This is a genomic window from Falsiroseomonas sp. HW251, assembly GCF_050563545.1.
Lineage (GTDB): Bacteria > Pseudomonadota > Alphaproteobacteria > Acetobacterales > Acetobacteraceae > Falsiroseomonas.
The window spans coordinates 202,142-224,827 of record NZ_JBNXUM010000002.1; the positions used below are offsets into that span (position 1 = coordinate 202,142).

21 protein-coding genes and 1 riboswitch are annotated in these 22,686 nt (G+C 72.5%); of the genes, 9 read left to right on the top strand and 12 right to left on the bottom strand.

Translation table 11 applies throughout. The features are described 5' to 3' along the window. Positions 1 to 134: 134 nt before the first annotated feature. From ACLF3M_RS02890 to ACLF3M_RS02920, 7 genes are all read right to left on the bottom strand, one after another. Complete coding sequence (locus ACLF3M_RS02890; protein WP_430655335.1) at positions 135 to 1,115, bottom strand: Hsp33 family molecular chaperone HslO; 981 nt, start codon at positions 1,113 to 1,115, stop codon at positions 135 to 137. 82 nt (positions 1,116 to 1,197) lie between these two features. Then, entirely contained in the window at positions 1,198 to 1,746 is a 549-nt protein-coding gene (locus ACLF3M_RS02895; protein ID WP_430655336.1) for a DUF3035 domain-containing protein, read from the bottom strand. Further along, positions 1,743 to 2,240 carry a signal peptidase II gene (gene lspA, locus ACLF3M_RS02900; protein WP_430655337.1) on the bottom strand — a complete coding sequence of 166 codons (498 nt, stop codon included), beginning with the start codon at positions 2,238 to 2,240 and terminating at the stop codon, positions 1,743 to 1,745. Before lspA ends, ACLF3M_RS02895 begins: the two co-directional genes overlap by 4 nt. 208 nt (positions 2,241 to 2,448) lie before the next feature. Further along, positions 2,449 to 5,283 (bottom strand): isoleucine--tRNA ligase, encoded by a 2,835-nt coding sequence (gene ileS / locus ACLF3M_RS02905; protein ID WP_430655338.1) that lies wholly within the window; start codon positions 5,281 to 5,283, stop codon positions 2,449 to 2,451. A 317-nt stretch (positions 5,284 to 5,600) separates the two neighbouring features. Then, positions 5,601 to 5,906 (bottom strand): AzlD family protein, encoded by a 306-nt coding sequence (locus tag ACLF3M_RS02910; RefSeq protein ID WP_430655339.1) that lies wholly within the window; start codon positions 5,904 to 5,906, stop codon positions 5,601 to 5,603. Next, positions 5,906 to 6,679, bottom strand: coding sequence for an AzlC family ABC transporter permease (locus tag ACLF3M_RS02915; RefSeq protein WP_430655340.1), 774 nt, complete (start codon positions 6,677 to 6,679; stop codon positions 5,906 to 5,908). Before ACLF3M_RS02915 ends, ACLF3M_RS02910 begins: the two co-directional genes overlap by 1 nt. Further along, positions 6,676 to 7,281, bottom strand: a complete 606-nt coding sequence (locus ACLF3M_RS02920) for a RecX family transcriptional regulator (protein WP_430655341.1) — start codon at positions 7,279 to 7,281, stop codon at positions 6,676 to 6,678. Before ACLF3M_RS02920 ends, ACLF3M_RS02915 begins: the two co-directional genes overlap by 4 nt. Positions 7,282 to 7,429: 148 nt before the next feature. Between ACLF3M_RS02920 and ACLF3M_RS02925 the strand changes: the two genes are divergently transcribed. The 7 genes from ACLF3M_RS02925 to ACLF3M_RS02955 all read left to right on the top strand — a co-directional run bounded on the left by ACLF3M_RS02925 (position 7,430) and on the right by ACLF3M_RS02955 (position 14,392). Further along, the gene (locus tag ACLF3M_RS02925; RefSeq protein WP_430655342.1) at positions 7,430 to 8,215 is read left to right on the top strand and encodes a PRC-barrel domain-containing protein; all 786 of its coding nucleotides are present in this window, start codon (positions 7,430 to 7,432) and stop codon (positions 8,213 to 8,215) included. 127 nt (positions 8,216 to 8,342) lie between these two features. Then, complete coding sequence (locus tag ACLF3M_RS02930) at positions 8,343 to 8,696, top strand: hypothetical protein (protein WP_430655343.1); 354 nt, start codon at positions 8,343 to 8,345, stop codon at positions 8,694 to 8,696. A gap of 233 nt (positions 8,697 to 8,929) precedes the next feature. Further along, on the top strand, positions 8,930 to 10,126 hold the full coding sequence (locus tag ACLF3M_RS02935; protein WP_430655344.1) for an aspartate aminotransferase family protein: 1,197 nt from the start codon (positions 8,930 to 8,932) through the stop codon (positions 10,124 to 10,126). Continuing rightward, positions 10,123 to 11,079 carry an ornithine carbamoyltransferase gene (gene argF, locus ACLF3M_RS02940; RefSeq protein WP_430655345.1) on the top strand — a complete coding sequence of 319 codons (957 nt, stop codon included), beginning with the start codon at positions 10,123 to 10,125 and terminating at the stop codon, positions 11,077 to 11,079. Before ACLF3M_RS02935 ends, argF begins: the two co-directional genes overlap by 4 nt. 120 nt (positions 11,080 to 11,199) lie before the next feature. Then, positions 11,200 to 11,412: a hypothetical protein gene (locus ACLF3M_RS02945; protein ID WP_430655346.1), complete on the top strand. Its 213-nt coding sequence runs from the start codon at positions 11,200 to 11,202 to the stop codon at positions 11,410 to 11,412. A gap of 5 nt (positions 11,413 to 11,417) precedes the next feature. Further along, positions 11,418 to 13,145, top strand: coding sequence for an insulinase family protein (locus ACLF3M_RS02950; RefSeq protein ID WP_430655347.1), 1,728 nt, complete (start codon positions 11,418 to 11,420; stop codon positions 13,143 to 13,145). Next, a complete protein-coding gene (locus ACLF3M_RS02955) occupies positions 13,142 to 14,392 on the top strand; it encodes a M16 family metallopeptidase (protein ID WP_430655348.1) in 1,251 nt (416 codons plus the stop codon). The genes ACLF3M_RS02950 and ACLF3M_RS02955 overlap by 4 nt, the downstream gene beginning before the upstream one ends. On the opposite strand, the gene ACLF3M_RS02960 is transcribed toward ACLF3M_RS02955, so the two are convergent. The 5 genes from ACLF3M_RS02960 to ACLF3M_RS02980 all read right to left on the bottom strand — a co-directional run bounded on the left by ACLF3M_RS02960 (position 14,389) and on the right by ACLF3M_RS02980 (position 20,713). Next, the gene (locus ACLF3M_RS02960) at positions 14,389 to 16,029 is read right to left on the bottom strand and encodes a hypothetical protein (protein WP_430655349.1); all 1,641 of its coding nucleotides are present in this window, start codon (positions 16,027 to 16,029) and stop codon (positions 14,389 to 14,391) included. The genes ACLF3M_RS02955 and ACLF3M_RS02960 overlap by 4 nt on opposite strands. Before the next feature lie 180 nt (positions 16,030 to 16,209). After that, positions 16,210 to 18,147, bottom strand: coding sequence for a TonB-dependent receptor plug domain-containing protein (locus tag ACLF3M_RS02965; RefSeq protein WP_430655350.1), 1,938 nt, complete (start codon positions 18,145 to 18,147; stop codon positions 16,210 to 16,212). A 147-nt stretch (positions 18,148 to 18,294) separates the two neighbouring features. After that, positions 18,295 to 18,508, bottom strand: a riboswitch (cobalamin riboswitch). 85 nt (positions 18,509 to 18,593) lie between these two features. Beyond that, positions 18,594 to 19,235 carry an exopolysaccharide biosynthesis protein gene (locus ACLF3M_RS02970; protein WP_430655351.1) on the bottom strand — a complete coding sequence of 214 codons (642 nt, stop codon included), beginning with the start codon at positions 19,233 to 19,235 and terminating at the stop codon, positions 18,594 to 18,596. 33 nt (positions 19,236 to 19,268) lie between these two features. Next, a complete protein-coding gene (locus ACLF3M_RS02975; RefSeq protein ID WP_430655352.1) occupies positions 19,269 to 20,234 on the bottom strand; it encodes a Bug family tripartite tricarboxylate transporter substrate binding protein in 966 nt (321 codons plus the stop codon). Positions 20,235 to 20,347: 113 nt separating this feature from the next. Continuing rightward, positions 20,348 to 20,713, bottom strand: a complete 366-nt coding sequence (locus ACLF3M_RS02980) for a DUF4870 family protein (protein ID WP_430655353.1) — start codon at positions 20,711 to 20,713, stop codon at positions 20,348 to 20,350. 65 nt (positions 20,714 to 20,778) lie between these two features. Here ACLF3M_RS02980 and ACLF3M_RS02985 point away from each other — a divergent pair, with 65 nt between their 5' ends. Both ACLF3M_RS02985 and ACLF3M_RS02990 read left to right on the top strand, forming a co-directional pair. After that, positions 20,779 to 21,420: a DUF1194 domain-containing protein gene (locus ACLF3M_RS02985; protein WP_430655354.1), complete on the top strand. Its 642-nt coding sequence runs from the start codon at positions 20,779 to 20,781 to the stop codon at positions 21,418 to 21,420. Between the two features lie 35 nt (positions 21,421 to 21,455). Further along, a complete protein-coding gene (locus tag ACLF3M_RS02990; RefSeq protein WP_430655355.1) occupies positions 21,456 to 22,571 on the top strand; it encodes a 2-aminoethylphosphonate--pyruvate transaminase in 1,116 nt (371 codons plus the stop codon). Positions 22,572 to 22,686: the final 115 nt, after the last annotated feature.

The following is a 22,686-nucleotide window of genomic DNA, read 5'->3' on the forward strand; positions in this document are numbered from 1 at the left end:
TCGTTACGGCGTTTCGCGGGGGTGGGCCAGGGTGGGGGCGATGCTGACCTGCTCCAGCGCCGGCCTCCCCCGCTGATCGATTTCCCTCCCCCGCTTGCGGGGAAGGGAGGCGCTGGAGCGGCGCAGGCAGTATCCTACGCGCGCCCTGCCCGTCCCGCGACCTCGTCCGGGCCGAACCGGAAATCGAGGTTGCAGAACTCGCAAGTCATGGTGATCGCCCCACCCTCTGCCATGTGATCGAGGTCGTCCTGCGGGAAGCCCTCCAGCACTTGCGCGAGCCGCGCGCGGGAACAACGGCAGCCATAGGACAACGCCCGCGGGCGATCGAGCGCGAGCCCCTCTTCGTGGAACAGCCGGTGCAGCAGCCGCTCGCCGGCGAGGCCGTCGTCGAGCAACTCCTCGGCTTTGACGGTGGAGGCGAGGATGACCGCGGTGCGCCAGGCCTCCTCCTGCGCCTCGGCGTCGGCGGCGGGGTCGACGCCGCCCTCGCCGGCAACCTTCTCCAGCACGAGCGCGGCGGCGCGCCAGCCGGCATCCGTCCGCGCGCAGGCGAGGAAGACGCGGCTCTGCAGCTGCTCGGAGCTGCGGAAATAGCTCGCCGTCATGTCGGCCAAGGTCACGCCCTCCAGCGCGACGATGCCCTGATAGCGGTCCATGTCGGGGCCCTGGTCGCAGGTGAAGGCGAGATACCCCGTGCCGAGCAGCGCGCCGGCCGGCGGCGCGGGCTCCGCCTTCAGCATCGTCGCGAGCTTCGTCGCATCCGCCCTGGCGTAGCCGCGCAGCGCGCCGCCTTCCGTGCAATCCGCCAGCAGCATCGGCACGGGCCCGTCACCCTTCGCCTGCAGGCTGAAGGATCCCTTGAACTTCAGCGCCGTCGCGAGTGCCGCCGTCAGCGCCAGCGCCTCCCCCATCAGGGACAGGACGGCGTCGTGCTGCGCGGCGTGGCGGGACAGCAGCGCGTCGGCCAGCGGGCCGAGCCGCACCAGCCGCCCGCGCACGGGCCTGAGGTGGAGGTGGAAGGGCTGCACGCCGCGCGGCACCACAAGGTCGGGCACCGGCGGGCGGTCATGGTTCAGGAAGGCGGGCGTGGCCGAGGGCCGGGTCGGGTCGGTCAAAGGGGCGATCGCATCGAAGGGGGGTCGGCCCCCTAGATAGGCACCGCCGGGGCCCTTGGCCATGTCGCGGCGCGCGGACCGGCTATTCCAGCCCCAGCATCCGCCGGAACCAGTTGGGCTGGCGCGGCTGCACGATCGGGGTGGTGCCGTCGCCGACGTCGCGGCCGAGCGCCGCATTCTCCCGCAGGCGCAGGGATTCGCGCTGCGCGTCCACCGCGATGCCAGGCGGCGCCTGGTTCGGCGACCAGAACATCAGGCGGTCCACCACCGTGGTGGGCGGCCGGTCGAGGCGCAGGCTTTCCTCGTCCACGGCGCGGCGTATGTCGCCGCCGACCGGCCCGCCGGCGCGCGCGACCAGGGCCCGCTCGGCCGTGCTCGGCGCGGCCGCGGTGGTGCCGGGCGCGAGGAGGGAGGCCGCCTGGGCGCTCCGGTTCTCCTGCGGGCGGGGGGCGCCGGGGGTCGGGACCGGCAGGTCGCCCAGCCGTGGCGGCACCGAGAGCGGCGCCCGCGTGGTCACCGCGAATTCGTCCGGCGCGTCGCGCGTGAAGCCGAGCGTGCGGGCGGTGTCGCTGCCGCAGGCCGCGAGGGCCAGCAGCGGCAGGACGAGCAGGGCGGGGCGCGGGCGGGTCATGGGGGCGAAGGCTTAACGCTGCCCGAAGGCCGGAACAAGGCATCCAGCGCCAGCGCGAGGACGCCGAGCACGATGGCGGCGTCGGCGACGTTGAAGACGTACCAGTGCCAGTCCCAGGCGTGCCAGTCCACGAAATCCACCACCGCGCCGAAGCGCAGCCGGTCGATGACGTTGCCGATCGCGCCCCCCACGACGCCGCCCAGCGCCAGCGCCACCAGCCTGGTGTCGGCGCGGCTCATCCAGCGGATCAGCAGCCCCGCGATGAGCAGCGCGAGCGCGCCGAGGGCAAGCTGCGTCCAGCCCTCATCCCCCGCGAGCATCCCGAAGGTCACGCCGCGGTTCCAGACCATGGTGAGGTCGAAGCCGAAGGGCCCGACGGCGAGGACGGGGATGCGCTGGACTTCCGGCAGGTTGGCCACGTTCAGGATCAGCCATTTGGTGAGCTGGTCCAGGACGAGAACGACCGCGCCGAGAGAGAGGCCGGGGCGGAGCATCAGCCGCCGTCCCCGCTCAAAATGTCCTCCGCCGCATACGCGCTTCCCTCCCCTGTCTCGGCGCTTCCCTCCCCCGCAAGCGGGGGAGGGTTAGGGTGGGGGTGCGAGGATGAGCGCGCGCTGGACGGAGCACCCTCTCCCCATCCCTCCCCCGCTTGCGGGGGAGGGAGGCAATGCAGCGGGATCGGGCTCGCGACTTGCGGCACCATCACCCCCCCTGCCCCTCCACCACCGCCTCGCACCGCCGGCACAGCGTCGGATGCGCGGCCGACAGCCCGACCTCCGGCAGCACGCGCCAGCAGCGCTCGCACTTCGTGCCCGGTGCGACCTCCACCGTCACGGCATCGACCGCACCGCCCGCCACCACGACCTGGGAGGTGATCAGCACGTCCTCCCACGCCTCCGGCGCCAGGCCGAGCCTCGCGAAGGTATCGCCAGCGAGCGTCACCCGCGCCTGCAACGAGGCGCCGATCAGCCCGTTGCGGCGCGCGACTTCCAGCTCCGCCGTCGCCAGGCCGCGCGCCTCGCGCAGCGCCGCCATCCGCGCCCCCAGCGCCTCGTCCCGCCACTCCGCCGGCAGCTCGGGCCAGGTCTGCAGATGGATGCTCTCCGCGCCCGGGAAGCGCGCGAGCCACGCCTCCTCCGCCGTGAAGACCAGCACCGGCGCCAGCCAGGCCGTCAGGCAGCGATGCAGCGCATCGGCGACCGTCCGCGCGGCGCGCCGCCGCAGGCTGTCGCGCGCGTCGCAATAGAGGCTGTCCTTGCGGATATCGAACCAGAAGGCGCTGAGATCGGCCGAGCAGAAGGCGTGGATCTCGGGATAGACGCCGGTCCAGTCGTGGTCGCGCTGCGCCTGGCGCAGCTTCGCATCCAGCTCCGTCAGCCGGTGCAGCACCCAGCGCTCGAGCTCCGGCAGCGCCGCGTAGGGAAGCTTCTCGCTCTCCTCGAAGCCGTCGAGGTTGCCGAGAAGCCAGCGCAGCGTGTTGCGGATGCGGCGGTAGAGCTCGGCCTGCTGGTCAAGGATGTTCTTGCCGATACGCTGGTCCTCGGTGACGTCGGTGTTCATCACCCAGAGCCGCAGGATGTCGGCCCCCGTCTTCGACACGACCTCCTGCGGCGCGACGACGTTGCCGAGCGACTTCGACATCTTCCGGCCCTGCTCGTCGAGCACGAAGCCATGCGTCAGCACCGCCTTGAACGGCGCGCGTCCCCTGGTTCCCACCGCTTCGAGAAGCGAGGACTGGAACCAGCCGCGATGCTGGTCCGAGCCTTCGAGATAGAGATCCGCCGGCCAGGGCAGCCCGCGCTCCGGCGTGAGGGTGAAGGCGTGGGTGCTTCCGCTCTCGAACCAGACGTCCACGATGTCCATGACCTGCTCATAGTCCGCGGCGTTGCGGTCGGGCCCAAGGAAGCGCTGCGCCGCGCCGGGCTTGTACCAGGCATCCGCGCCCTCGGTCCGGAAGGCCTCGACCACGCGGTCCATGACGGCCTGGTCGCGCAGCGGCTCGTTCGACTGCCTCGACACGAAGACCGGGATCGGCACGCCCCAGGCGCGCTGGCGCGAGATGCACCAGTCCGGCCGGTTCTGCACCATGGAGCCGATGCGGTTGCGCCCGATATCGGGGACGAAGTGGGTCGCCGCGATCGCCTCCAGCGCCTTGGTGCGGATCGCGTTCGCGTCGTCGAGCGCGATGAACCACTGCGGCGTCGCGCGGAAGATCACGGGCTTCTTGGACCGCCAGCTATGGGGGTAGCTGTGCGTCAGCCTGCCCTTGGCGGCGAGCGTACCCAGCGCCTCGCAGGCCGCGTAGATCGCGTCATGCGCCTTCCAGACGTGAAGCCCGACGAAGCCCGGCGCCTGCTGCGTGTAGGTGCCGTCATCGGCCACGGTCTCTGGCACGGGCAGGCCATGCGCGCGGCCGAGGTTGAAGTCGTCCTCGCCGTGGCCGGGCGCGATGTGCACGAAGCCCGTGCCGGCCTCGGTCGTCACGAAGTCGCCGGGCAGCAGCGGCACGTCGAAGGCGTAGCCGCCGTTGGCTTCCGGCATGCCCTTCAGCGGGTGCGCCGCGATGACGCCGGCGAGCTCCGCGCCCTTCAGCACGCGCCTGATGGTATGCGCGGCGAGGCCCGTGTCCTTCTCGAACTGCGGCAGCAGCGCGAGAGCGACCAGCAGGAACTCGCCGACGCGCAGGTGGCTGCCCTCGGCCACGCCCTCGACATGCACCAGCGCGTAGTCGATCTCCTCGCCATAGGCGACCGCGCGGTTGCCGGGGATGGTCCAGGGCGTCGTGGTCCAGATGACGACCGACGCCTTGCGCAGGTCCTCGGCCGCGGCCTTCACCACGGGGAAGCGCGCCCAGAGCGTGGGCGAGACGTGGTCGTGATACTCGATCTCGGCCTCGGCCAGCGCGGTCTTCTCGACCGGGCTCCACATGACGGGCCGCAGGCCGCGATACAGCGAGCCGTTCATCAGGAAGCGCCCGATCTCGCCCGCGATCACCGCCTCGGACGGGAAGTCCATCGTGGCGTAGCGGCCTTCCCAGTTGCCGAGCACGCCGAGCCGCTTGAACTCCTCCCGCTGCACGCCGAGCCAGTGCTCGGCATAGGCGCGGCATTCCGCGCGGAACTCCAGCACCGGCACGTCGTCCTTGCTGCGTCCGCCCTGGTACTTGCCCTTGGGGTTCCGGTACTCCTCCTCGACCTTCCATTCGATCGGCAGGCCGTGGCAGTCCCAGCCCGGGACGTAGTCGGCGTCGTAGCCCGCCATCTGCGCCGCGCGGTTGACGACGTCCTTCAGGATCTTGTTGAGCGCGGTGCCGATGTGAAGCGGCCCGTTCGCATAGGGCGGGCCGTCATGCAGGACGAATTTCTCGCGCCCCTTGGACTTCGTGCGGATCGCGGCCCAGAGGTCCTGGTCCTGCCAGCGCTTCAGCCAGTCCGGCTCGCGCTTCGGCAGGTCGCCTCGCATGGGGAAGTCGGTTTTCGGCAGGATCACCGTGCCGCGGTAGTCGCGGGCGGCGGGTGCGTCTGGGGCGTCGTTCATCGGATCGGTCTCGGGCGGCGGTGGCGCCGCGGGGTTCAGCAGGGCGTGCGAGCGGTCCCGGCCCTCAGGCGAAGGCCGGGGCGGTAATTCGGGCGGGCACGCGGAACCGGAACATGGGCGTCATATGCGGACGGGGGCGCCCAGGGGTCAAGCGCGTGGGGCGAGGCCCAGCCCCGCAGCGAAGGCGGTGATTTCGTCGCGGAGGCGCGCGACCGTTTCGACGGCCTGGCCAGCCGCCGCCGTGATCATCGCCTCGGGCGGGCAGCCAATCCGACGGAATGCCCGATGTTGGCGCAGGCGGTGGTCATGCCGGCATCCTACCACAACGCCGCCTGCACCCCCCACACCGCCGCGACCCCCGCGCAGATCGCCACCCCCAGGTTCCGCGTCGCGAGCTGCGTCCCGACCACCACCACCGCCCCGGCCCAGGCCGGCAGCGACCCCGCCAGCAGCGGCGGCGCGACATAGGCGATAAACAACGCGCCGGGCAGGTGACGCAGCATCGCCTCGACGAAGGCGGGCGGGCGCACGCTGCGCAGCACGGCATAGCCGCCAGCCCGGCTGGCATAGGTGACCGCCGCCATGCCGAGGATCGCCAGCAGGACCTCCAGCCGCAATTCCATCAGCCGCGCTTCCTGTCCCGCGCCGCCCCGCGCGCCTTGCCCCGCAGCTCGATCCAGGCGCCGAGCGCCGCCCCCGCGAAGGTCCCGGCCAGCAGCGGCAGCGGCACCGGCCAGCCCATCCGCTGCGCCGCGATCGCGACCAGCCCCGCCACCACCCACGGCCCCAGGTCCACTCGCGGCCCTCGCCACAGACCCACCAGGATCGAGATGAAGGCCGCGACCGAAGCGAAATACAGCGGGTGCCCCGGCGGCACCCTGACGATGCTCCCCGCGAGATGCCCGATCCCCGTCGTCGCCACCCAGCTCACCCAGAGCCCGAGCCCGATGCCGAGCAGGTAGCCCGCATCCCGCCCGCCGCGGCGCTGTTCCTGCACCGACATCGCGAAGGAATGATCCACCAGCGTTGCCAGCGTTCCCCACAGCCGCCAGCCGCGTAGCCGGTCCAGCCAGCCGGCCAGCGCCGCGCCCTGCGGCGCCATGCGGATGTTGACCACCCCCGCCGCCACGATCGCCGCCATGATCGGCACCGGGTCCGCCCAGAGCTCCAGCACCAGCAGCTGCGCCGCGCCGGCGAAGACGAGCGCGCTCATCAGCACGGTCTCGGCGAAGCTGAGGCCCTTGGCGTCGGCCAGCACGCCGATCACCAGGCCGAAGGGCACCATGCCGAGCCAGAGCGGCAGGCTCGCCACCGCGCCGCGCCGCACCCCGGCCCGCGTGAAGACGATGTGCCGCGCGCCCTCCGGCGGGACCCGCGCGCCGGCCGCCCCGCTCACGCCTGGCGCGCCGCGATCAGCCGCGCCTCGGCCTCGTCGGGGTCCATGCGCAGCGCGCGCGAGGCGACGTCGCGTCCGTAGCCTGCCCGCGCCAGCGCGCCGAGCGCCTTCAGCATCGCCTCCGGCGTCGCGTCGGCCGTCCCGAAGGGCCCGATCCGCCGGCGCCGGCAGAAGGCGACCGCGGCAGCGAGCTCGGCCTCGGCATCCCCGGGCAGGGCGGCGGCGGCGGTGTCGGCATCCACGCCCTTCTCCCTGAGATGCGCCAGCGCCGCGCGCGGCGAGCGTCCCGTGCGCAGCAGCCGCCGCGCCCGGCTTGCGGCAAAGGCCGCGTCGTCCACGGCGCCCTCGGTCACCATGCGCTTCGCGACTTCCGCCGCGGCGGCCTTCGCCGCTGCCGCGCGGCCGGCGACCTCCTCCTGCCCCTCGGCCTCGGCGGCGCGCGCCCAGCGGTCCACCCGGCGCGCCAGCACGCGGCGCAGCCCGGCCTCCGTCGCGGCGAAGCGCGCGAGATGCGCCAGCGCGGCTTCGCGCAGGCGGGCGGCGTCGGGCGGGGGGCCGGCGGGCCCGGGGGCGTGGCGTTGGCCGCTTCGGTCTCGGCGCATCGCCGTCTTCTGCCATGACGCGCCCCGCGCCGCGAGGCGCCGCCGCGCAGCCCCGGCATGCGCACGCCTCCGTTCCGCAACCCCACGAAAGACGCGGCGTTCAGCCCTGCACGGGGGGACGCCAGACAGGAGAGGAACCACGGTCCCGATGAGGAACTACCTCTTGATGACGACGGCCGCCGCGCTCTGCGCCGTGCCGCTGCTGGCCTTCGGCCAGGCGAACACCGGCGGCAGCAGCACCATGCCGCAGGCCACCCAGACCACGCCGCAGGGCGCGGCCGGCACCCCTGCCGCCCGCGACGCGCCGGCGAACAACCAGCAGGGCGGTTCCGCACCCGGCGCCAGCGCGCAGGCCAACCCGCGCGACGGCACGCCGGGCAACCCGCCCTCGACCGCGACCGGCCGCGCCGCCGACGCGGTGACCGGCCAGCGCAGCGATCCCGACGGCACCGGCAACAACCCGCCGGGCACCGCCGCCGGCCGTGCGGTCGACCGCGCCACCGGCAGCAACACGACCGGCGCCAATCCCGCTGGCACGGCGGGCCCGACCGCGACGCCCGGCACCGGCACCACCCGGCCCTCCACTGCCGCGACGACCGGCGCGGCGGGCAGCATCGCCGCGGTGGACAGCGCGCGCATGGCTGGCGGGCGCCGTGCCTCGAAGGTGATCGGCTCGACCATCTACAACGAGAACAACGAGAGCATTGGCGAGGTGGACGACCTCATCATCGCCGCGGGCACGACACAGCCCGTCGTGATCATCTCGGTGGGCGGCTTCCTCGGCATCGGCGCGCATCTTGTCGCCGTGCCCTATGAGCGGCTGCAGCACGCGACCGATCGCGACCGCTGGATGCTGCAGGGCGCGACCAAGGACAGCCTGCGCGGCCTGCCGGAGTTCCGCTACGAGGGTGACACCGTCCAGCGGCGCGGCTGACGCAAGGGGGGGAGGAGGGGTCGCGGGCGCTGCCCCGCGGCTGAAACCTTCCCCCGGGCAGGCCGTTACGCTCCCGCAGTCCCGGCCGCTACCAGGCGGCCGGGACGACACCGGAAGGATCAAACGGATGAACCGCGTTCTCGTCGCCGCGCTTTTCGCGCTGCCCGTCTTCGCCTGCGCCAACCCGAACGACGGCCGGCCCGGCAACCCCCCCTCCACCGCCACCCAGCGCACCTATGACCGCGTGACCGGGTCCGGCCCGACCAGCGCCGACGGCACCGGCAACAACCCCTCCGGCACGGCCGTCAGCCGCACTTTCGACAGCGTGGCCGGCACCAACACCTCCGGCGCCTATCCCGCGCAGACCGACGGCACCCGCGCCAACCCGCCGGGCACGGCGGCGAGCCGCGCCTATGACCGCGCGACTGGGTCGAACACCTCGGGCGCCTATCCCGCCAACAGCGGCGGCATGCGCCAGTAATCTCGGCCGTCATGCGCTGCCTCCCCCTCCCCCGCTGTTGCGGGGGAGGTCGGGTGGGGGCAGCCGATCGCGCAACCTTCATCTGCTGCTGCATCGAAGCGATGCGCCCCTCGCATACCGCGCGCCCCGCTTCGTTTTGACCCCTCGGGCCTTTCCGTGCATTTTCGCGGGCTTCGCGCCCGCCAGCGGCATCCCGCCGCGGCCGTGCGGAGAAGGAGGAAGCGAGGAACATCGTGATCCCCGCCCTGATGCCGAACTACGCCCGTGCCAACCTCGCCTTCGAGAAGGGTGAAGGTGCGCGTCTCTGGGCTTCGGACGGGCGACGATTCCTCGATTTCGGCGCCGGCATCGCGACCAGCAGCCTCGGCCACGCGCACCCGCACCTCGTGCAGACCATCGCCGAGCAGGCCGCGAAGGTGATCCACACCTCCAACCTCTACCGCGTCCCGCAGGCCGAGCGCCTGGCGGAGCGGCACGTCGCGAATTCCTTCGCCGACAGCGTCTTCTTCTGCAACTCGGGCGCCGAGGCGAACGAGGGCATGGTCAAGGCGGTGCGCAAGTACCACGCCGAGAACGGCCAGCCCGAGCGCTTCCGCACCATCTGCTTCGAAGGCGCTTTCCACGGCCGCACGCTGGCGATGATCTCGGCCACCGGCAATGCCAAGTACCTCGCCGGCTTCGGCCCGCCGGTGGAGGGCTTCGACCACGTGCCCTTCGGCAACATGAACGCCGTGCGGGATGCCATCGGCAAGGAAACCGCGGCGATCATGATCGAGCCCGTGCAGGGCGAGGGCGGCGTGCGTCCCGCTGACCTGCGCTTCCTGCGCGAGCTCCGCGCGGTCTGCGACGAGTTCGGCCTGCTGCTCGCGCTCGACGAGGTGCAGACCGGCATGGGCCGCAGCGGCAAGCTCTGGGCGCATCAATGGGCCGGCATCGAGCCCGACGTGATGTCGAGTGCCAAGGGCATCGGCGGCGGCTTCCCGCTCGGCGCGGTCTTCGCGACGGAGAAGGTCGCGAAGCACCTAAAGCCCGGCACGCATGGCACGACCTATGGCGGCGGGCCGCTGGCCTGCGCGGCGGGCAATGCCGTGCTGGACGTGGTGCTCGCGCCCGGCTTCCTCGACCAGGTGGACCGCGTCGCGCGCCATCTCTGGCGCGGGTTGCTCGGCCTGGCGGCGAAGCACCCGCAGGTGATCGCTGGCGTGCAGGGCGCGGGGCTGCTGCTCGGCCTGAAGTTGCAGGACGGCGTGACGAACAGCGCGATGCAGGACGCGGCGGTGCAGCAGGGCCTGCTGACGGTCGCAGCGGGGATGAACGTGCTGCGCCTGGCGCCGCCGCTGATCATCACGGAAGGCGAGGCCGACGAGGCGGTCGATCTCCTCGACCGCACGATCCGCGGCATGCAGGCGGTGAAGGTCGCGGCGAAATGAGTGCCGTGCTGAAGATGGGGGGCGCGGACCGCGCCCCCCCGAGGCATTTCCTCGAGATCATGGACCACGATCCCGCGACGCTGCGGCGCATGCTGGAGCTCGGCGTGCAGGCCAAGCGCGGCGCCGTCGCGGGCAGGCCGCTGGCGGGAAAGACCGTCGCGCTGATCTTCGAGAAGCCCTCGACCCGCACGCGCGTCAGCTTCGAGGTCGGCATCCGCCAGCTCGGCGGTGACGCGATCGTGCTGAGCTCGCGCGACATGCAGCTCGGCCGCGGCGAGACGCCGGCGGACACGGCGCGCGTGCTGTCGCGCTACGTGGACGCGATCATGCTGCGCACCGACAACGTCGCCAAGATCCGCGAGCTCGCGGAGCATGCGACGGTCCCCGTGATCAACGGCCTGACCGACGTGTCGCATCCCTGCCAGATCATGGCCGACGTCATGACCTTCGAGGAGCATCGCGGCGCGATCGCCGGCCAGGTCGTGGCCTGGACCGGCGACGGCAACAACGTCGCGCAGAGCTTCATCCAGGCCGCTGCGCGCTTCGGCTTCATCCTCCGCATCGCGACACCGCCGGAGCTCGCGCCGCCGGTCACGCTGATCGAATGGGCGCGGACGCAGGGCGCGCGGATCGAGCTGACGAGCGATCCGGTCGCGGCGGTGAAGGACGCGCGCTGCGTCGTCACCGACACCTGGGTCAGCATGTCGGACGAGAAGCCGGATGCCGGTGCGATCAACCGCCACAACCTGCTCGCGCCCTACCAGCTGAACCAGGCGCTGCTGAAGCGGGCCGCGCCCGACGCGATCGTGATGCACTGCCTGCCCGCCCATCGCGGCGAGGAGATCACCGACGAGGTGATGGACGGCCCGCACAGCGTCGTGTTCGACGAGGCCGAGAACCGCCTGCACGCCCAGAAGGGCGTGCTGCTATGGGCACTCGGCGGCGCTGGTTGACGCCGTCCTGACCACCGGGCTTCACCGACTCTTCATCCTCTTGGCGTAACCCCGCGGCCGACCAGCCGCGGAGGAAGCCCCAGGTTCGCCGGGATCCGGCGACGGCTCGATGCCTTCGGCATGCGCGTCCGCGTGCTGCTGTTCTGCCTCGTCGCGCTGGCCGCCGGGCTTGGCGCGCTGACCCGCGTCACTGTGCAGGATCTGCGCGAGCGCGCGCGCCAGCTCACCGCCGAACAGCTCGCAACCTCCGCCTCGCCTATCTCCTGCTCGGCGAGGTCGGCTCGGGCTGGCAGCTGGAGGGCCTCCGGCTGCTGCTGGGCGATCGCGCGCTGAACCGCATGAACGACATCCCAGACCGCGTCACGACCGTCGGCGGCGGCGTCGCCACCGCCTTCGCGGGCGAGACGCGCGTCGCCACCAATTTCCGCACCCCGGATGGCGGCCGCGCGCTCGGCACAAGCCTCGCCGCCGGCCCGGCGCACGACGCCGTCCGCCGCGGCGAGGCCTATCGCGGCCTTCGCCGCCACGCTGCGCGCCGCCTGAGGCGCGCCGGGAAGGGGCGGCGGGGCGGAGGAGACGGCTCCGCCCCTAACCTTTCGCTACACAACCGGGGCTTGGCCCACCTCGCCCCCGGGGCCACCTTGGGGCACATGACGTCAATGACCCGCCGCGCCGCCCTGCAGGCCGCCGCCGCCGCTGCCTGCGCCGGTGCCCTGACCCCCGAAGCCCAGGCCCAGGCCGCCGCGCAGCTCGCGGCCGCCGCCGAGCGCCCGCTCTTCGGCGCGGAGGTCCGCACCCTGCCCAACGGCCTGCGCGTCGCCTTCGTCGAGCAGCGCCGCGCGCCCGTCATCGCGCAATACGCCTTCGTCTCGGCGGGCGGCGGCGAGGATCCCGCGGGCCGCTCCGGCGTCGCCCACTTCCTGGAACACATGATGTTCAAGGGCAGCGCGCGCGTCGCCTCCGGCGAGTTCTCCCGCCGCGTCGCCCGCGAAGGCGGCAACGACAACGCCTTCACCTCGCGCGACGTCACCGCCTATTTCCAGCATGTCGAGGCGTCGCGGCTCGACCTGGTCGCGATGATGGAAGCCGACCGCTTCGCCAGCGCGAAGATGGCGCCCGCCGAGTTCGAGGCGGAGCGCCAGGTGATCCTGGAGGAACGCGCGCAGCGCACGGGGTCGTCGCCGCGCGCCCTCTATTTCGAAGGCTTCCAGGCCGCGATGTGGGGCCCGCAGCACTGGCACGGCCGCCCCATCATCGGGTGGGAGGACGAGATCCGCGCCATCACCCATAACGACATCATGGCGTTCTTCCGCGCGCGCTACGCCGCGGGGAACACGGTGCTGGTCGTCGCCGGCGCGGTGGACGGCGACGGGTTCTGGAAGACCGTGCAGGAACATTGGGCCGCGCTGCCGCCCGGCCCCGCCGTGCCGCGCCACCGCGCGCCGCCGCCGGCCTCCCCGCCGACGCCCCGCTATGTCCGCAACGACCCGCGGCTGCGCGGCGAGGCGACCTTCGTGCGGTCCTGGCAGGCGCCCTCGGCGACCACCGAGAACAGCCAGCATGGCGACGCGCTGGAGGTGCTGCGCCACATCCTCGGCGGCGGCCCGGGCTCGCGCCTGCACCGCGCGCTGGTGGAAGGCGGGCTCGCGGTCTCGGCCGGCGCCTCCTACGATGCCGACGTCTATTCCTGGACCGACTTCGACGTCTCCGCGACGCCGCGGCGAGAGGTCGAGCCGGCCCGCGTCGAGGAAGCCGCGATGGCCGTCGTCAAGCGCCTGCTCGACGAGGGCGGGCCGACGGACGCCGAGGTCCAGCGCAGCGTGCGCCAGATGAGCGCCGGCGCGCTGCTCGCGCTCGACGGCCTCGGCGCCGCGCCGCGCATGATCGGCAATGCGCTGGCGATCGGGCAGGACCTCGACAGCGTGGAGTTCTGGCCGCGGCGCCTGCGCGCGGTGACGCGCGACCAGGTCGCGGCGGCCGCCGTGCACGTGCTGGGCCGCGCGCCGAGTGCCAGCGGGTGGCTGCTGCCGGAAGGCGCTGCCGCCCCGGTGGAGGTGCGGGCATGAGCACCTTCAGGCTCGACATCCAGCAGGTCACCGCGGGCAACCGGACGGCTTGGCTGATCGAGGACCAGTCGGTGCCCGTCGTCTCCATCGCCTGGGGCTGGAAGGGCGGCGCCGCGCTCGACACCGACGCGACCGCGGGCGCGCTGTCCATGGCGGCGTCGCTGCTGACGGAAGGCGCGGGTCCGCTCGACAACGTCGCCTTCGCCGATGCGCTGCGCGACGAGGCGATCGGCCTCGGCTTCGACGCGCAGCGCGACGGCTTCGACGGCAGCCTGCGCGCGCTGCGCCCGGCGTTGCCGGAAGCGGTGCGGCTGGCCAACCTCGCGATGCGTTCGCCGCGGCTCGATCCCGCCGCGGTGCAGCGGGTGCGGGCGCGTGCCGTGGCCGGCGCCCGCGCGCAGTTGGAAACCCCGCGGGGCCAGGTCGGCCGCGCCTTCTGGGCCGCGGCCTATCCGAACCATCCCGCGGGACGCCCGACCAATGGCACGGTGGAGACGCTGAGCGCCCTGCCCGAGGACGCGATCCGCGCCGCCATCGCGCGCCAGATCCGCGCCGATGGGCTTGTCGTTGCCGCCGCCGGCGCGATCACCGCCGACGAGCTCGCCCGCGTCATCCCCGCGCTCTTCGAAGGCCTGCCCGAGGGCGCGCCGGAGGAGGCGCCGCCCCTGCCCGCCTTCACCGCCTTCGGGCGGCGCGTGATCGAGGTCGCGTCCCCGCAATCGGCCATCGTCTTCGGCCAGGCTGGCCTGGCGGTCTCCGATCCCGACTGGGAGACGGCGCAGGTGGTGCTGCGCGTACTCGCCGGCGGCGGCTTCTCCTCGCGGCTGATGGAGGCGGTGCGCGTCCAGCGCGGCCTCGCCTATGGCATCGGCGCGGGTCTCGACACCCTCTTCGGCCAGGGCGTGATCGTGGGGTCGTCGGCGACCGACAATGCCCGCGTCGGCGAGACGCTGAGCGTCACGCGGGATGAATGGGCGCGCATGGCCAACAGCGGCCCGACGCGCGAGGAGCTGGACGATGCGGTCGCCTTCCTGACGGGCAACCTGCCGCTGCAGTTCACCGACAGCCGCCGCATCGCCGGCACGCTGATCGCGCTGCGCCGGAACAATCGCCCCATCGGCTGGCTGAACGAGCGCGCCGAGCGGCTGCGCGCCCTGACGCCGGAGGCGACGGCGGCCGTCGCGAGGAAGCTGCTGAAGCCCGACCAGCTCGCCGTCGCGATCGCGGGAAGGCCGGAGGGGGTCTAGAAGGCGAGCATTCCCTCGCTCAAGGCCGCGATCTCCGCCGCGGGGCGCTCGGGATGGCCTTCCCAGCCGGGGAAGCCGCCCTGCCGCAAGGCGCGGCGGAGATAGGGGACAAGGCCGGGGTGCTCCGCGCCGCCGACCAGCGGCGCATCGGCGCCGGCGTTCGGGATCGGCATCGCCATGCCGTCCTCCCATTCCGTCTGCTGCACGTCGGGCGCTGACTTGTCCGCGGGGCTGTAGCAGAGGATCAGGGGCTCGGGCTCGTCCTCGCGGTCACGCCCTTCGAGCTGGTCGGCGATATCGTCGCTGTCGGGAATGATCGAGAGCGGATCCGGCAACGGGCCGCCCTCCCGCGCCGGCGGAGCAAGAACAGGATGGCGACCGGTCAGGTCCACCCGCCCGACCTCCTCGATCCAGAAGCGCAGGCTCAGCGGCAACGGCAGGCCGCGTCGAGCGAATTTCGCGAGGATCCGCGCGGCGCCGCGGTCGGGCGGGCTGAACACGTCGGCGTCCTTCAGCGGATCCGCCGGCCGGGCCTTCGCCTTCGGCGTGGCGCCGGCCATCTGGCCGAGCGAGCCGAGCAGCCGTCCGAAGGCGCCCTGCAGTTCCTTCGGCAGGCGCGACGGGTCCATCTGGCCCGCGGCGGAGAGCATGTCGCCGAGCCCCATGACCTGGCCGCCCATCATCATGCGCAGCTCGCCGCGCGGCGCGTCGGGCAGGCCGAAGACGTAGCCGGCGGCGGCCAGGCGCGGCAGCAGGATCTCGATGTTCCGGCGTACGCGGCGCATCGTCTCGCGCGCCACCGCCTCCGCCGGGGCGGCGAAGGGGGCCTCGCGGATGCGCGGGCCGCACGCGACCATCTCCGCCCAGACCGCCTCGTGCTCGCCAGCCTCGTAGCGCGCCGGCCAGGCCTCCGGCCTCTCCGGCAGGATAATGGCAGCGGGCGCCGGGGCGGATGCTGCCTCGCTGGCATCGGCGCCGCGGTGCCATGTCTCGGGCCAGTCGAGCAGGCTGCCGACGGACTTTCCCGCGACAAGCAACGTGTAGGGCGGCTCCTCCGGAAAGTCGTTGAGCTGGACGAGCCAGGCCTGTCCGTCCACTTCCGCTGCCCAGGGCTGGTCGGGATCGTCCGTCTCGGTCCAAGGCACGGGGCGGGCGAGATAGGGCGCGACGCGCTTCTCGCTGGCCTTGGCAGGAGCCGGGCCGAGCGGGCGCCTCGACCAGGCCTCGATGGCTGCGAGGCACCCGGCCTCGTCCGCGCCGGCCTTCTCGGCTTCCAGCCAGAGCGCGCGGAAGGACGGGCCATGGGCGTGCGGCGCCTGCGGCGTTGCGACATCGAGCTGGCCGATGCTGCCGAGGTGACGATAGGTCATCGCCAGGCGCTCGGCGATGTCGGCTGGCCAGCCGGGCTGGCCCGCCAGCGCGGCGTCCCGCGCGCGCCAGCGCATGGCGAGCCGGTCGGCGAGGGCGCGATCGGCAATGCCGGCGCTGCCATGGGCGCCCTCGATCACGCCACGCCTGCGTCCATAACGCCCGGCCCAGACAGCGGCGACCATCGAGCGCGCCATGTGCGGGTCGTCGGGACGCCAGCCCGTGCGGATGTCGGACTCGATCTGCCGGCGGCAGACTTCGAAAGCCATGCGGTTGGTCATGCCTTTCGGACCGCGCGCCATGGCCTGCCTCCCGTGCTGCAGAAGAAGTCTAGAACGCGGATGGGGCGGACTGGAATCGGCTCCTCCCCCGATTGCAGGGCGCCGACACAGTGCGTCGGCCCCCCGCATGCGGGGCAGTGAGCCGCATAGGCGAGGGAGGCCACCCCCTCAGAACGCGAACCTCACCCCCGCATAGGCCGCGCGCCCCGGCACCGCGAAGCCGTTCGCGGGCTCGAAGCGGCTGCCGCCGAGGTTCCGCCCCTGCGCGAACACGCTCACCTGGTCCGTCACGCGATAGGTCGCGGTCAGGTTCAGCACCGCCCCCGACTTGTTGTAGGCATAGCCCGACACCGACGTCCCGTCGTCGAGGTAGCTCGCGAAGGGGCCCTCCGGCGACGGGCCGGTGAACAGCACCTCCGGCACGATGACGAAGCGGTCGAAGGCCAGCCGCGCATTGGCCGTCACCACGTTGCGCGGCCGCCGCGGCAGCGGGTTACCGTCGCCGTCCTTCGCCTCGGTGATCGTCCAGCCGCCATAGAGCTCGAGCCAGCGCCACGGCCGCAGCGTCAGGTACAGCTCCGCCCCCTGCGACGTCGCCTTGTCGATGTTCTCGAGCGTGTCGAAGGCGGCGTTGAAGTTGATGAGGTTGTTGAAGCTCGACCGGAACCAGGTCGCGCCGGCGGTCGCGAAGCCGCTGTTGCCGAAGGCCGGGATGTCGGTCTCGATGCCGACCTCCCAGCTGAAGCTGTCCTCCGGCCGCAGGTTCGGATTGCCGCGGAAGAAGGTTCCGATCACGCCGTAGCGCTGGAACAGCGACGGCGCCTTGTACGCCGTGCCAGCCGCCGCGATGACGCGCGAATTGATCTCGGGGATCGCGATGTTGGCGCCGAGCCGCCAGGCCGTGAAGCCGTCATAGCCCTGCGCCTGCTCCTGGCTGATCCCGGCCTGCAGCTCGATCCGGTCCAGCAGCCGCGCCTGGATACCGATGTTGTAGGTCGTCGCGCGCTGCGACGCGTCCGTCGTGGTCTGGAAGGGCAGGTCGCCCGCGCGGCTGTCCGCGGTCTCGAGCGATTGGATCACGCCGAAATTCACCGCGATCCCGCCGAACGGCCCGGCATCGCCAAGCCGGAGGATGTTCGCCCATTCATAGCTCTGCCGGTTGCCGCGGTAGATGTCGTCCGCGGGCGCGAACTGCGCGTCATCAGCGGGATTGAGGTTGCGCCGGTTGGCGCCGACGAAGGACGCGCGCAGGCCCGTGGTCCAGACGCCGCCCAGCGTCGTCTCGGCCTGCAGCTGCCCGTAGGTCATCCGGTCGGTCAGGCGGTTGTTCGGGTCGTCATAGGGCACGCTGTCGAGGCTGACGTTGTTCTGCCGCCAGCGCAGCAACCCCTGCACCAGCGACTGCGCATTCGGCCGGAAGCCGAGCCGCGCGGTGGCCGCCTGGCCGTTGAAGCCGTCGGCCTCGCCGATATTGGTCGCGAGCCGCGGCGGCGTGACGTTGAACCCGCGGGACGAGATGCCCTGCCCCATCAGCAGCCAGTTCCAGCGGTCGGTCGTGCCGGCGCCGCCGATGTTGCCGGAGACCGTGCGCTCGGAGCCGAAGCCCGCCTCGCCGAAGACCTGGGCCGGCGTGTTGGCCGGCGCGCGGCGGGTGATCATGTTGACGACGCCGCCGACGGCGCCCGAGCCATAGAGCGAGCTCGCGGGGCCGCGCACCACCTCGATCCGCTCGATGTCGCCGAGCAGCTCGTTGCCGAAGTTGAAGGCGCCGTTCGGCTCCGACGGGTCGTTCAGCGGCACGCCATCCAGCAGAACCAGCACCTGGCGCGACGCCGCGCCGCGGACGAAGGCGCTGGCCTGCTGGCCGAAGCCGCCGCCCTGCACGAGCCGCACGCCGGGGACGGAGACCAGCGCCTCGGCCAGTGTGCGATAGCCCCGTTCCTCGATGTCCTGGCGGGTGATGACGGTGACCGCGGCGGGGACGCGGTCCAGCGGCGTCGGGATGCGGGTGGCGGTGACGACGGTGTCGGGGACCGGCGGCGGGCTCTGCGCGAAGGCAGGCGTGGACAGCGCGATCGCGCTGCTGAGCAACAGATGGCGGCGCATGGATATCCCTCCGTGCGGCGTGACGACATGCCCGGCCGGGTTTCCCCGACCGGACGGCTGGCGTCGTCGCCGCAGGCGGAGCCGCACGCATGCCATCGCTGGCACGCGTCTCACTCCGTTGCGCCGGTGCACCCCGCCCGGCACGCGCGGGACGTCTCTGCCCTGGCCGGTCTCCTGGCTCGCGGAGTGCCGGAGACGTCTCCGACGTCCGTCCCGCCTTCTCGGGCTTGCGGCCCAATGGCGTGTGGGACGGACAACTCCGCCTACAGTTGCGGGGGCAGCCGCGGACTTGGCGGGCGCAGCCCGCCTTCTCGCGTTCCCGTTTCAGCCCTTGCGGGCCACCGAGGCATGGGACGAGTGTAAATCGGCCGGGACAGCCGCGCCAAGCCGGCGGATCAAAGACATCTTCCCTGAATTTTTGGGCGGAAGAGTGCTTTCCGACCGCTTTAGAAGAACCACCCCACCGCGGCGACGCCGAGCCAGCCGATCGCCACCAGGATCGCGGTCGCGAAAGCGCAGCCCGCGACCGTCAGCGCCACGCCGATCCCCGTCACCTTGCTGTCGTGCTCGATCAGCCCGAGCGCCATGACGATGTTGCCGAAGGCCGGCGGGCCGTTCGTGCCCGGCCCCGGCAGGATCAGCATGATCGCGACATAGGCGGTGAGCCAGCCGATGATCCGCTCGCCCGCCTTGCTCGTGAAGAAGCCCGGCCGCGGGCGGATCCAGCGCTCGATCCGCTTCAGCCCCCTGGACGAGGCCCCGGCCAGCCGCAGCAGGTCCGACCGCTTGACGGATTGGCGCGCCAGCACCTTGGGCAGCTTCGGCACGCGGTAGCCCAGCCCCATCTGCACGCCGAGGATCAGCAGCGGCGTGCCGAAGACGCTCGCCATCCCCGGCAGCAGGCCCGGCAGCAGCAGCAGCAGCGACAGCATGCCGAAGGCGCGGTCGCCGAAGGCCTCGGCCATGTCGCCGAGCGTGATGCGCTCACCCGGGAAGGTCGCCGCGACCTCGGCCACGATGCGCGAGATCGGGGCGGTGTCCTCGTCGTGGCCGGGCGCCTCTCCCGGGGTCATGGCGGCGTCGTTCACGCGCGCTGCCTAGCACGGGCCGTGGCCGGGCGCCTATTCCGGCTGGAAATTGGCGAGCCTGAGAAGCTGCTCCGAGCGGTCGAAGTCGCGGCGGATGAAGGCCGCGAAATCGGGCCCCGGCTCGGCCAGCGGCTCGATCCCGAGGGTGGCGACGCGGGCCTGCACGTCGGGCTCGAACATGCCGGCGCGCAGCACCTCGCCGATGCGCCCGGTGACCTCGGGCGGCAGGCCGCGCGGCCCCCACAGCGCCCACCAGGACTGGATGTCGAGCCCGGGCATGCCGGCCTCCGCCGCCGTCGGGATGTCGGGCGCGGCCTGGCTGCGGTTCGGGGCGGTGATGGCCAGGCCCCGCACGCGGCGTTCGCGGACCTGCGGCAGGGTCGCGAGGATCGGGTCGAACATCAGCTGGACATTGCCCGCGACCACGTCGGTCAGCGCCGGCGCCGTGCCGCGATAGGGGACATGGGTGATGTCCACCCCGGCCTGGCGGGTGAACTCGATGGTCGCGAGGTGCCCCGCCGCACCGAGGGAGGAGACCGCGAAGGACCAGTCGCGCGGGTTGGCGCGCACCGCGGCCAGCGTCTCGGCCAGCGTCTGCTGGGGCCGGCCCGGCGTCTGCACCAGCAGCAGTGGCCCCTGCCCCATGCGCACCACCGGCGCGAGGTCCGTGACGGGGTCGTAGCCGGGGTTGCGCATCACCAGCCGCGCCAGGATCTGGATCGAGGCGGAGGACAGCAGCGTGTAGCCGTCCGGCGCGGCCTGGGCGACGGCCTGGCCGCCGACGGCGCCGTTCGCGCCTGGCCGGTTCTCCACCACGAAGGGCTGGCCGAGCTTCTCCTGCAGCTTGCCGGCCGCGACGCGCGCCATGCCGTCGGTCGCACCCCCCGGCGTGAAGGGCACGATCACCCGCACCGGCCGGTTCGGCCAAGGCGCCTGCGCCAGCGCCGGCGCGGCGAGCAGCGCGCCGCCCGCCCCGAGCATGCCGCGACGTCCGATCATGATGAGGTCTCCCGCTGTTTTGCGGGCTCACATGGCGGGAAAGCGCCGCCGACGCAACGCCGGCGCGTCAGGATGACGTCGTCGGCGCGTCGGGATGACGTCGCCCGTCGGGATCAGAAAAACCGCTTCGGATCGTCGATCGGCTTCTGGTCGGCCCATGCGAGGAAGGCGCGCACGACGCGGATGATGTACCACACGCCGGTGAAGATCAGGACGACGATGCCGATCAGGACGAAGGTCAGGATGAAGCCCGCCACGCCCATCGCCAGCCCGATCCAGAAGGTGCGGATGGCGTAGTGCAGGTGCGATTCGTAGATCGTCCCCGCTGCGTCAGGCCGCTTGATGTAGGCGACCACCACCCCGACGATGGAGGCGATGCCGCCGGTGACCATCCCGGCCGCCATGCAGGCATGCACGATGACGGCGTAGTTGCGCGCGGTCTCGTCCCGCGTCGGCGCGTTGGGGAAGGTCTGGCCCATGCTCGGTCCCGTGGGTTGATGAAGCAGTCTCGGCCGGTCGCGTGCCGGGTTCAAGGCCGCGCGTGATGGATCCGGTGGATGTCGCGCTGTGCCTCGCGATGGACTGCTCGGCCAGCGTGGATTTCGACGAGTTCGACCTGATGGCCCGCGGCACCGCCGCCGCGCTGCGCGATGCCGGGGTGATCGCCGCCGCCACGTCCGGTCCCCGCCGCGCCGCCGCGATCGGCCTGCTGCTGTGGTCGGGCGTCGGCGCGCAGGACGTCGCGCTGGGCTGGACAAGGTTGGATGGGCCGGAAAGCGCCGGCGCGCTGGCGGACGCCATCGCCAATGTGCCCCGCATCCCGCCGCCGGGCCTGACCGCGATCGGGGAGGGCATGGCGGCGGGGCTGGCGCTGCTCGCCCGCTTCCCCGGCGAGGCGCGGCGCCTGGTGATGGACGTCTCGGGCGATGGCGGCCACAACGCCGGCCGCCCGCCCGGGCCGGTGCGCGACCTCGCGGTGCAGGCCGGCATCACCGTCAACGGCCTGGCCATCCTGAACGAGGAGCCGGACCTGCTGGACCACTACTCATCGGAGGTGATCGGTGGACCGGGGAGCTTCGCCATGACCTGCGCGGACTACGCCGACTTCGCCGACGCCATCCTGCGGAAATTGCGACGCGAGCTTGCGCCCGGCGCTGTTGCCGAGGCACCGCCGCCAAGGGCATAAGCCCCGCTTTCGCTCATCCCGATCGGGTTTCGCTCATGCTGCTTCTCATCCCCGGCCCCGTGCAGACCCGCCCCGAGGTCCGCGCCGCGATGGGCGACGACATCGCCCCCTGGGACGACGACTTCCGGGCGGAATATGCGGCGATGCGGCCGCGCATCGTGCGGATCGCCGGCGGGGAGGAGGGCAAGGACGTCGCGCTGCCGCTGCCGGGCTGCGGCCACATGGTGGTGGAGGCCGCGGTGCGGACCTTCGTCCCGGCTGGCGGCAAGCTGCTGGTCGTGCGCAACGGCAACTACGCCGACCGCCTGGTGCGGCTCGCGACCGAGGCCGGCCGCGTCGTCGTCCCGCTGGAAGGCCCGGACAGCGAGCCGATGTCGCCGGAGAAGCTCGACGCCGCGCTGAAGGCCAACCCGGATGTCAGCCATGTCGCGATCATCGTCAGCGAGACCGGCAGCGGCATCATCAACGACCCGGAGGTCCTTGGCCCCGTCGTGCGCGCGCATGGAAGGCGGCTGATCTGCGACGCCGTCTCCGCCTTCGGCGCCTGGCCCTTCAGGCTGTCCGAGCATCCGGAATGCGACGTCGTCGTCTTCACGTCGAACAAGTGCCTGGAGGGCCTGCCCGGCATCGGCTTCGCGGTCGCGCCGATCGAGCGGCTGGAGGCCTGCGCCGGCAATGCCGGGTCCTGGCTGCTCGACCTGCATGACGTCTATCGCCACGCCGTGGTGAATGGCTGGGGCAGCTTCCGCTTCACGCCCGCGGTGCAGGCGCTGCGCGCCTTCCGCATCGCGATGGACCTGTATGACGCGGAAGGCGGCCAGCCCGCACGGCTCGCGCGCTACCGCCGCAATGCCGATGTCCTGTTTGACGGGCTGGTCGCGCTCGGCTTCGTTCCGTATGTCGAGAAGCGCCACCAGGGCCCGATCATCGTCAACGTGCATCAACCCAAGAGCCCGGCCTGGGACTTGAAGCGCTTCATCGCCCTCATGAAGTCGCGCGGCGTGCTGATCAGCAATTTCTGGAACACGAAAGCCCCGACGATCCGCATCGCCGCCATCGGCGCGATCGAGGAGAAGGACATCCGCTTCGCGCTGACGCAGATCGAGGCGACGCTGACGGAGATGGGCGTCGGCCTGCGCGAAGCCGCCTGATCTCTCGCAAAGCAAGCCCTCTCCTCCGCTTATGGGGGCCCGACGCACTGCGTCGGCGCCGGAGCTGTCGGCTTTGGCCGACAACGCGTCGGCTAGGGTTGGGCGAGGGGGACGT

Excerpts from the sequence above, each read along its gene's own strand:
- ACLF3M_RS02920 (WP_430655341.1), bottom strand. The coding sequence starts at position 7,281 with ATGCGCCGAGACCGAAGCGGCCAACGCCACGCCCCCGGGCCCGCCGGC.
- ACLF3M_RS02965 (WP_430655350.1), bottom strand. The coding sequence starts at position 18,147 with ATGCGCCGCCATCTGTTGCTCAGCAGCGCGATCGCGCTGTCCACGCCT.
- ACLF3M_RS02895 (WP_430655336.1), bottom strand. The coding sequence starts at position 1,746 with ATGACCCGCCCGCGCCCCGCCCTGCTCGTCCTGCCGCTGCTGGCCCTC.
- ileS (WP_430655338.1), bottom strand. The coding sequence starts at position 5,283 with ATGAACGACGCCCCAGACGCACCCGCCGCCCGCGACTACCGCGGCACG.
- ACLF3M_RS02910 (WP_430655339.1), bottom strand. The coding sequence starts at position 5,906 with ATGGAATTGCGGCTGGAGGTCCTGCTGGCGATCCTCGGCATGGCGGCG.
- ACLF3M_RS02990 (WP_430655355.1), top strand. The coding sequence starts at position 21,456 with ATGCTGCTTCTCATCCCCGGCCCCGTGCAGACCCGCCCCGAGGTCCGC.
- ACLF3M_RS02980 (WP_430655353.1), bottom strand. The coding sequence starts at position 20,713 with ATGGGCCAGACCTTCCCCAACGCGCCGACGCGGGACGAGACCGCGCGC.
- ACLF3M_RS02975 (WP_430655352.1), bottom strand. The coding sequence starts at position 20,234 with ATGATCGGACGTCGCGGCATGCTCGGGGCGGGCGGCGCGCTGCTCGCC.
- ACLF3M_RS02960 (WP_430655349.1), bottom strand. The coding sequence starts at position 16,029 with ATGGCTTTCGAAGTCTGCCGCCGGCAGATCGAGTCCGACATCCGCACG.
- ACLF3M_RS02925 (WP_430655342.1), top strand. The coding sequence starts at position 7,430 with ATGAGGAACTACCTCTTGATGACGACGGCCGCCGCGCTCTGCGCCGTG.
- ACLF3M_RS02930 (WP_430655343.1), top strand. The coding sequence starts at position 8,343 with ATGAACCGCGTTCTCGTCGCCGCGCTTTTCGCGCTGCCCGTCTTCGCC.
- lspA (WP_430655337.1), bottom strand. The coding sequence starts at position 2,240 with ATGCTCCGCCCCGGCCTCTCTCTCGGCGCGGTCGTTCTCGTCCTGGAC.
- argF (WP_430655345.1), top strand. The coding sequence starts at position 10,123 with ATGAGTGCCGTGCTGAAGATGGGGGGCGCGGACCGCGCCCCCCCGAGG.
- ACLF3M_RS02985 (WP_430655354.1), top strand. The coding sequence starts at position 20,779 with ATGGATCCGGTGGATGTCGCGCTGTGCCTCGCGATGGACTGCTCGGCC.
- ACLF3M_RS02945 (WP_430655346.1), top strand. The coding sequence starts at position 11,200 with ATGCGCGTCCGCGTGCTGCTGTTCTGCCTCGTCGCGCTGGCCGCCGGG.
- ACLF3M_RS02950 (WP_430655347.1), top strand. The coding sequence starts at position 11,418 with ATGAACGACATCCCAGACCGCGTCACGACCGTCGGCGGCGGCGTCGCC.
- ACLF3M_RS02955 (WP_430655348.1), top strand. The coding sequence starts at position 13,142 with ATGAGCACCTTCAGGCTCGACATCCAGCAGGTCACCGCGGGCAACCGG.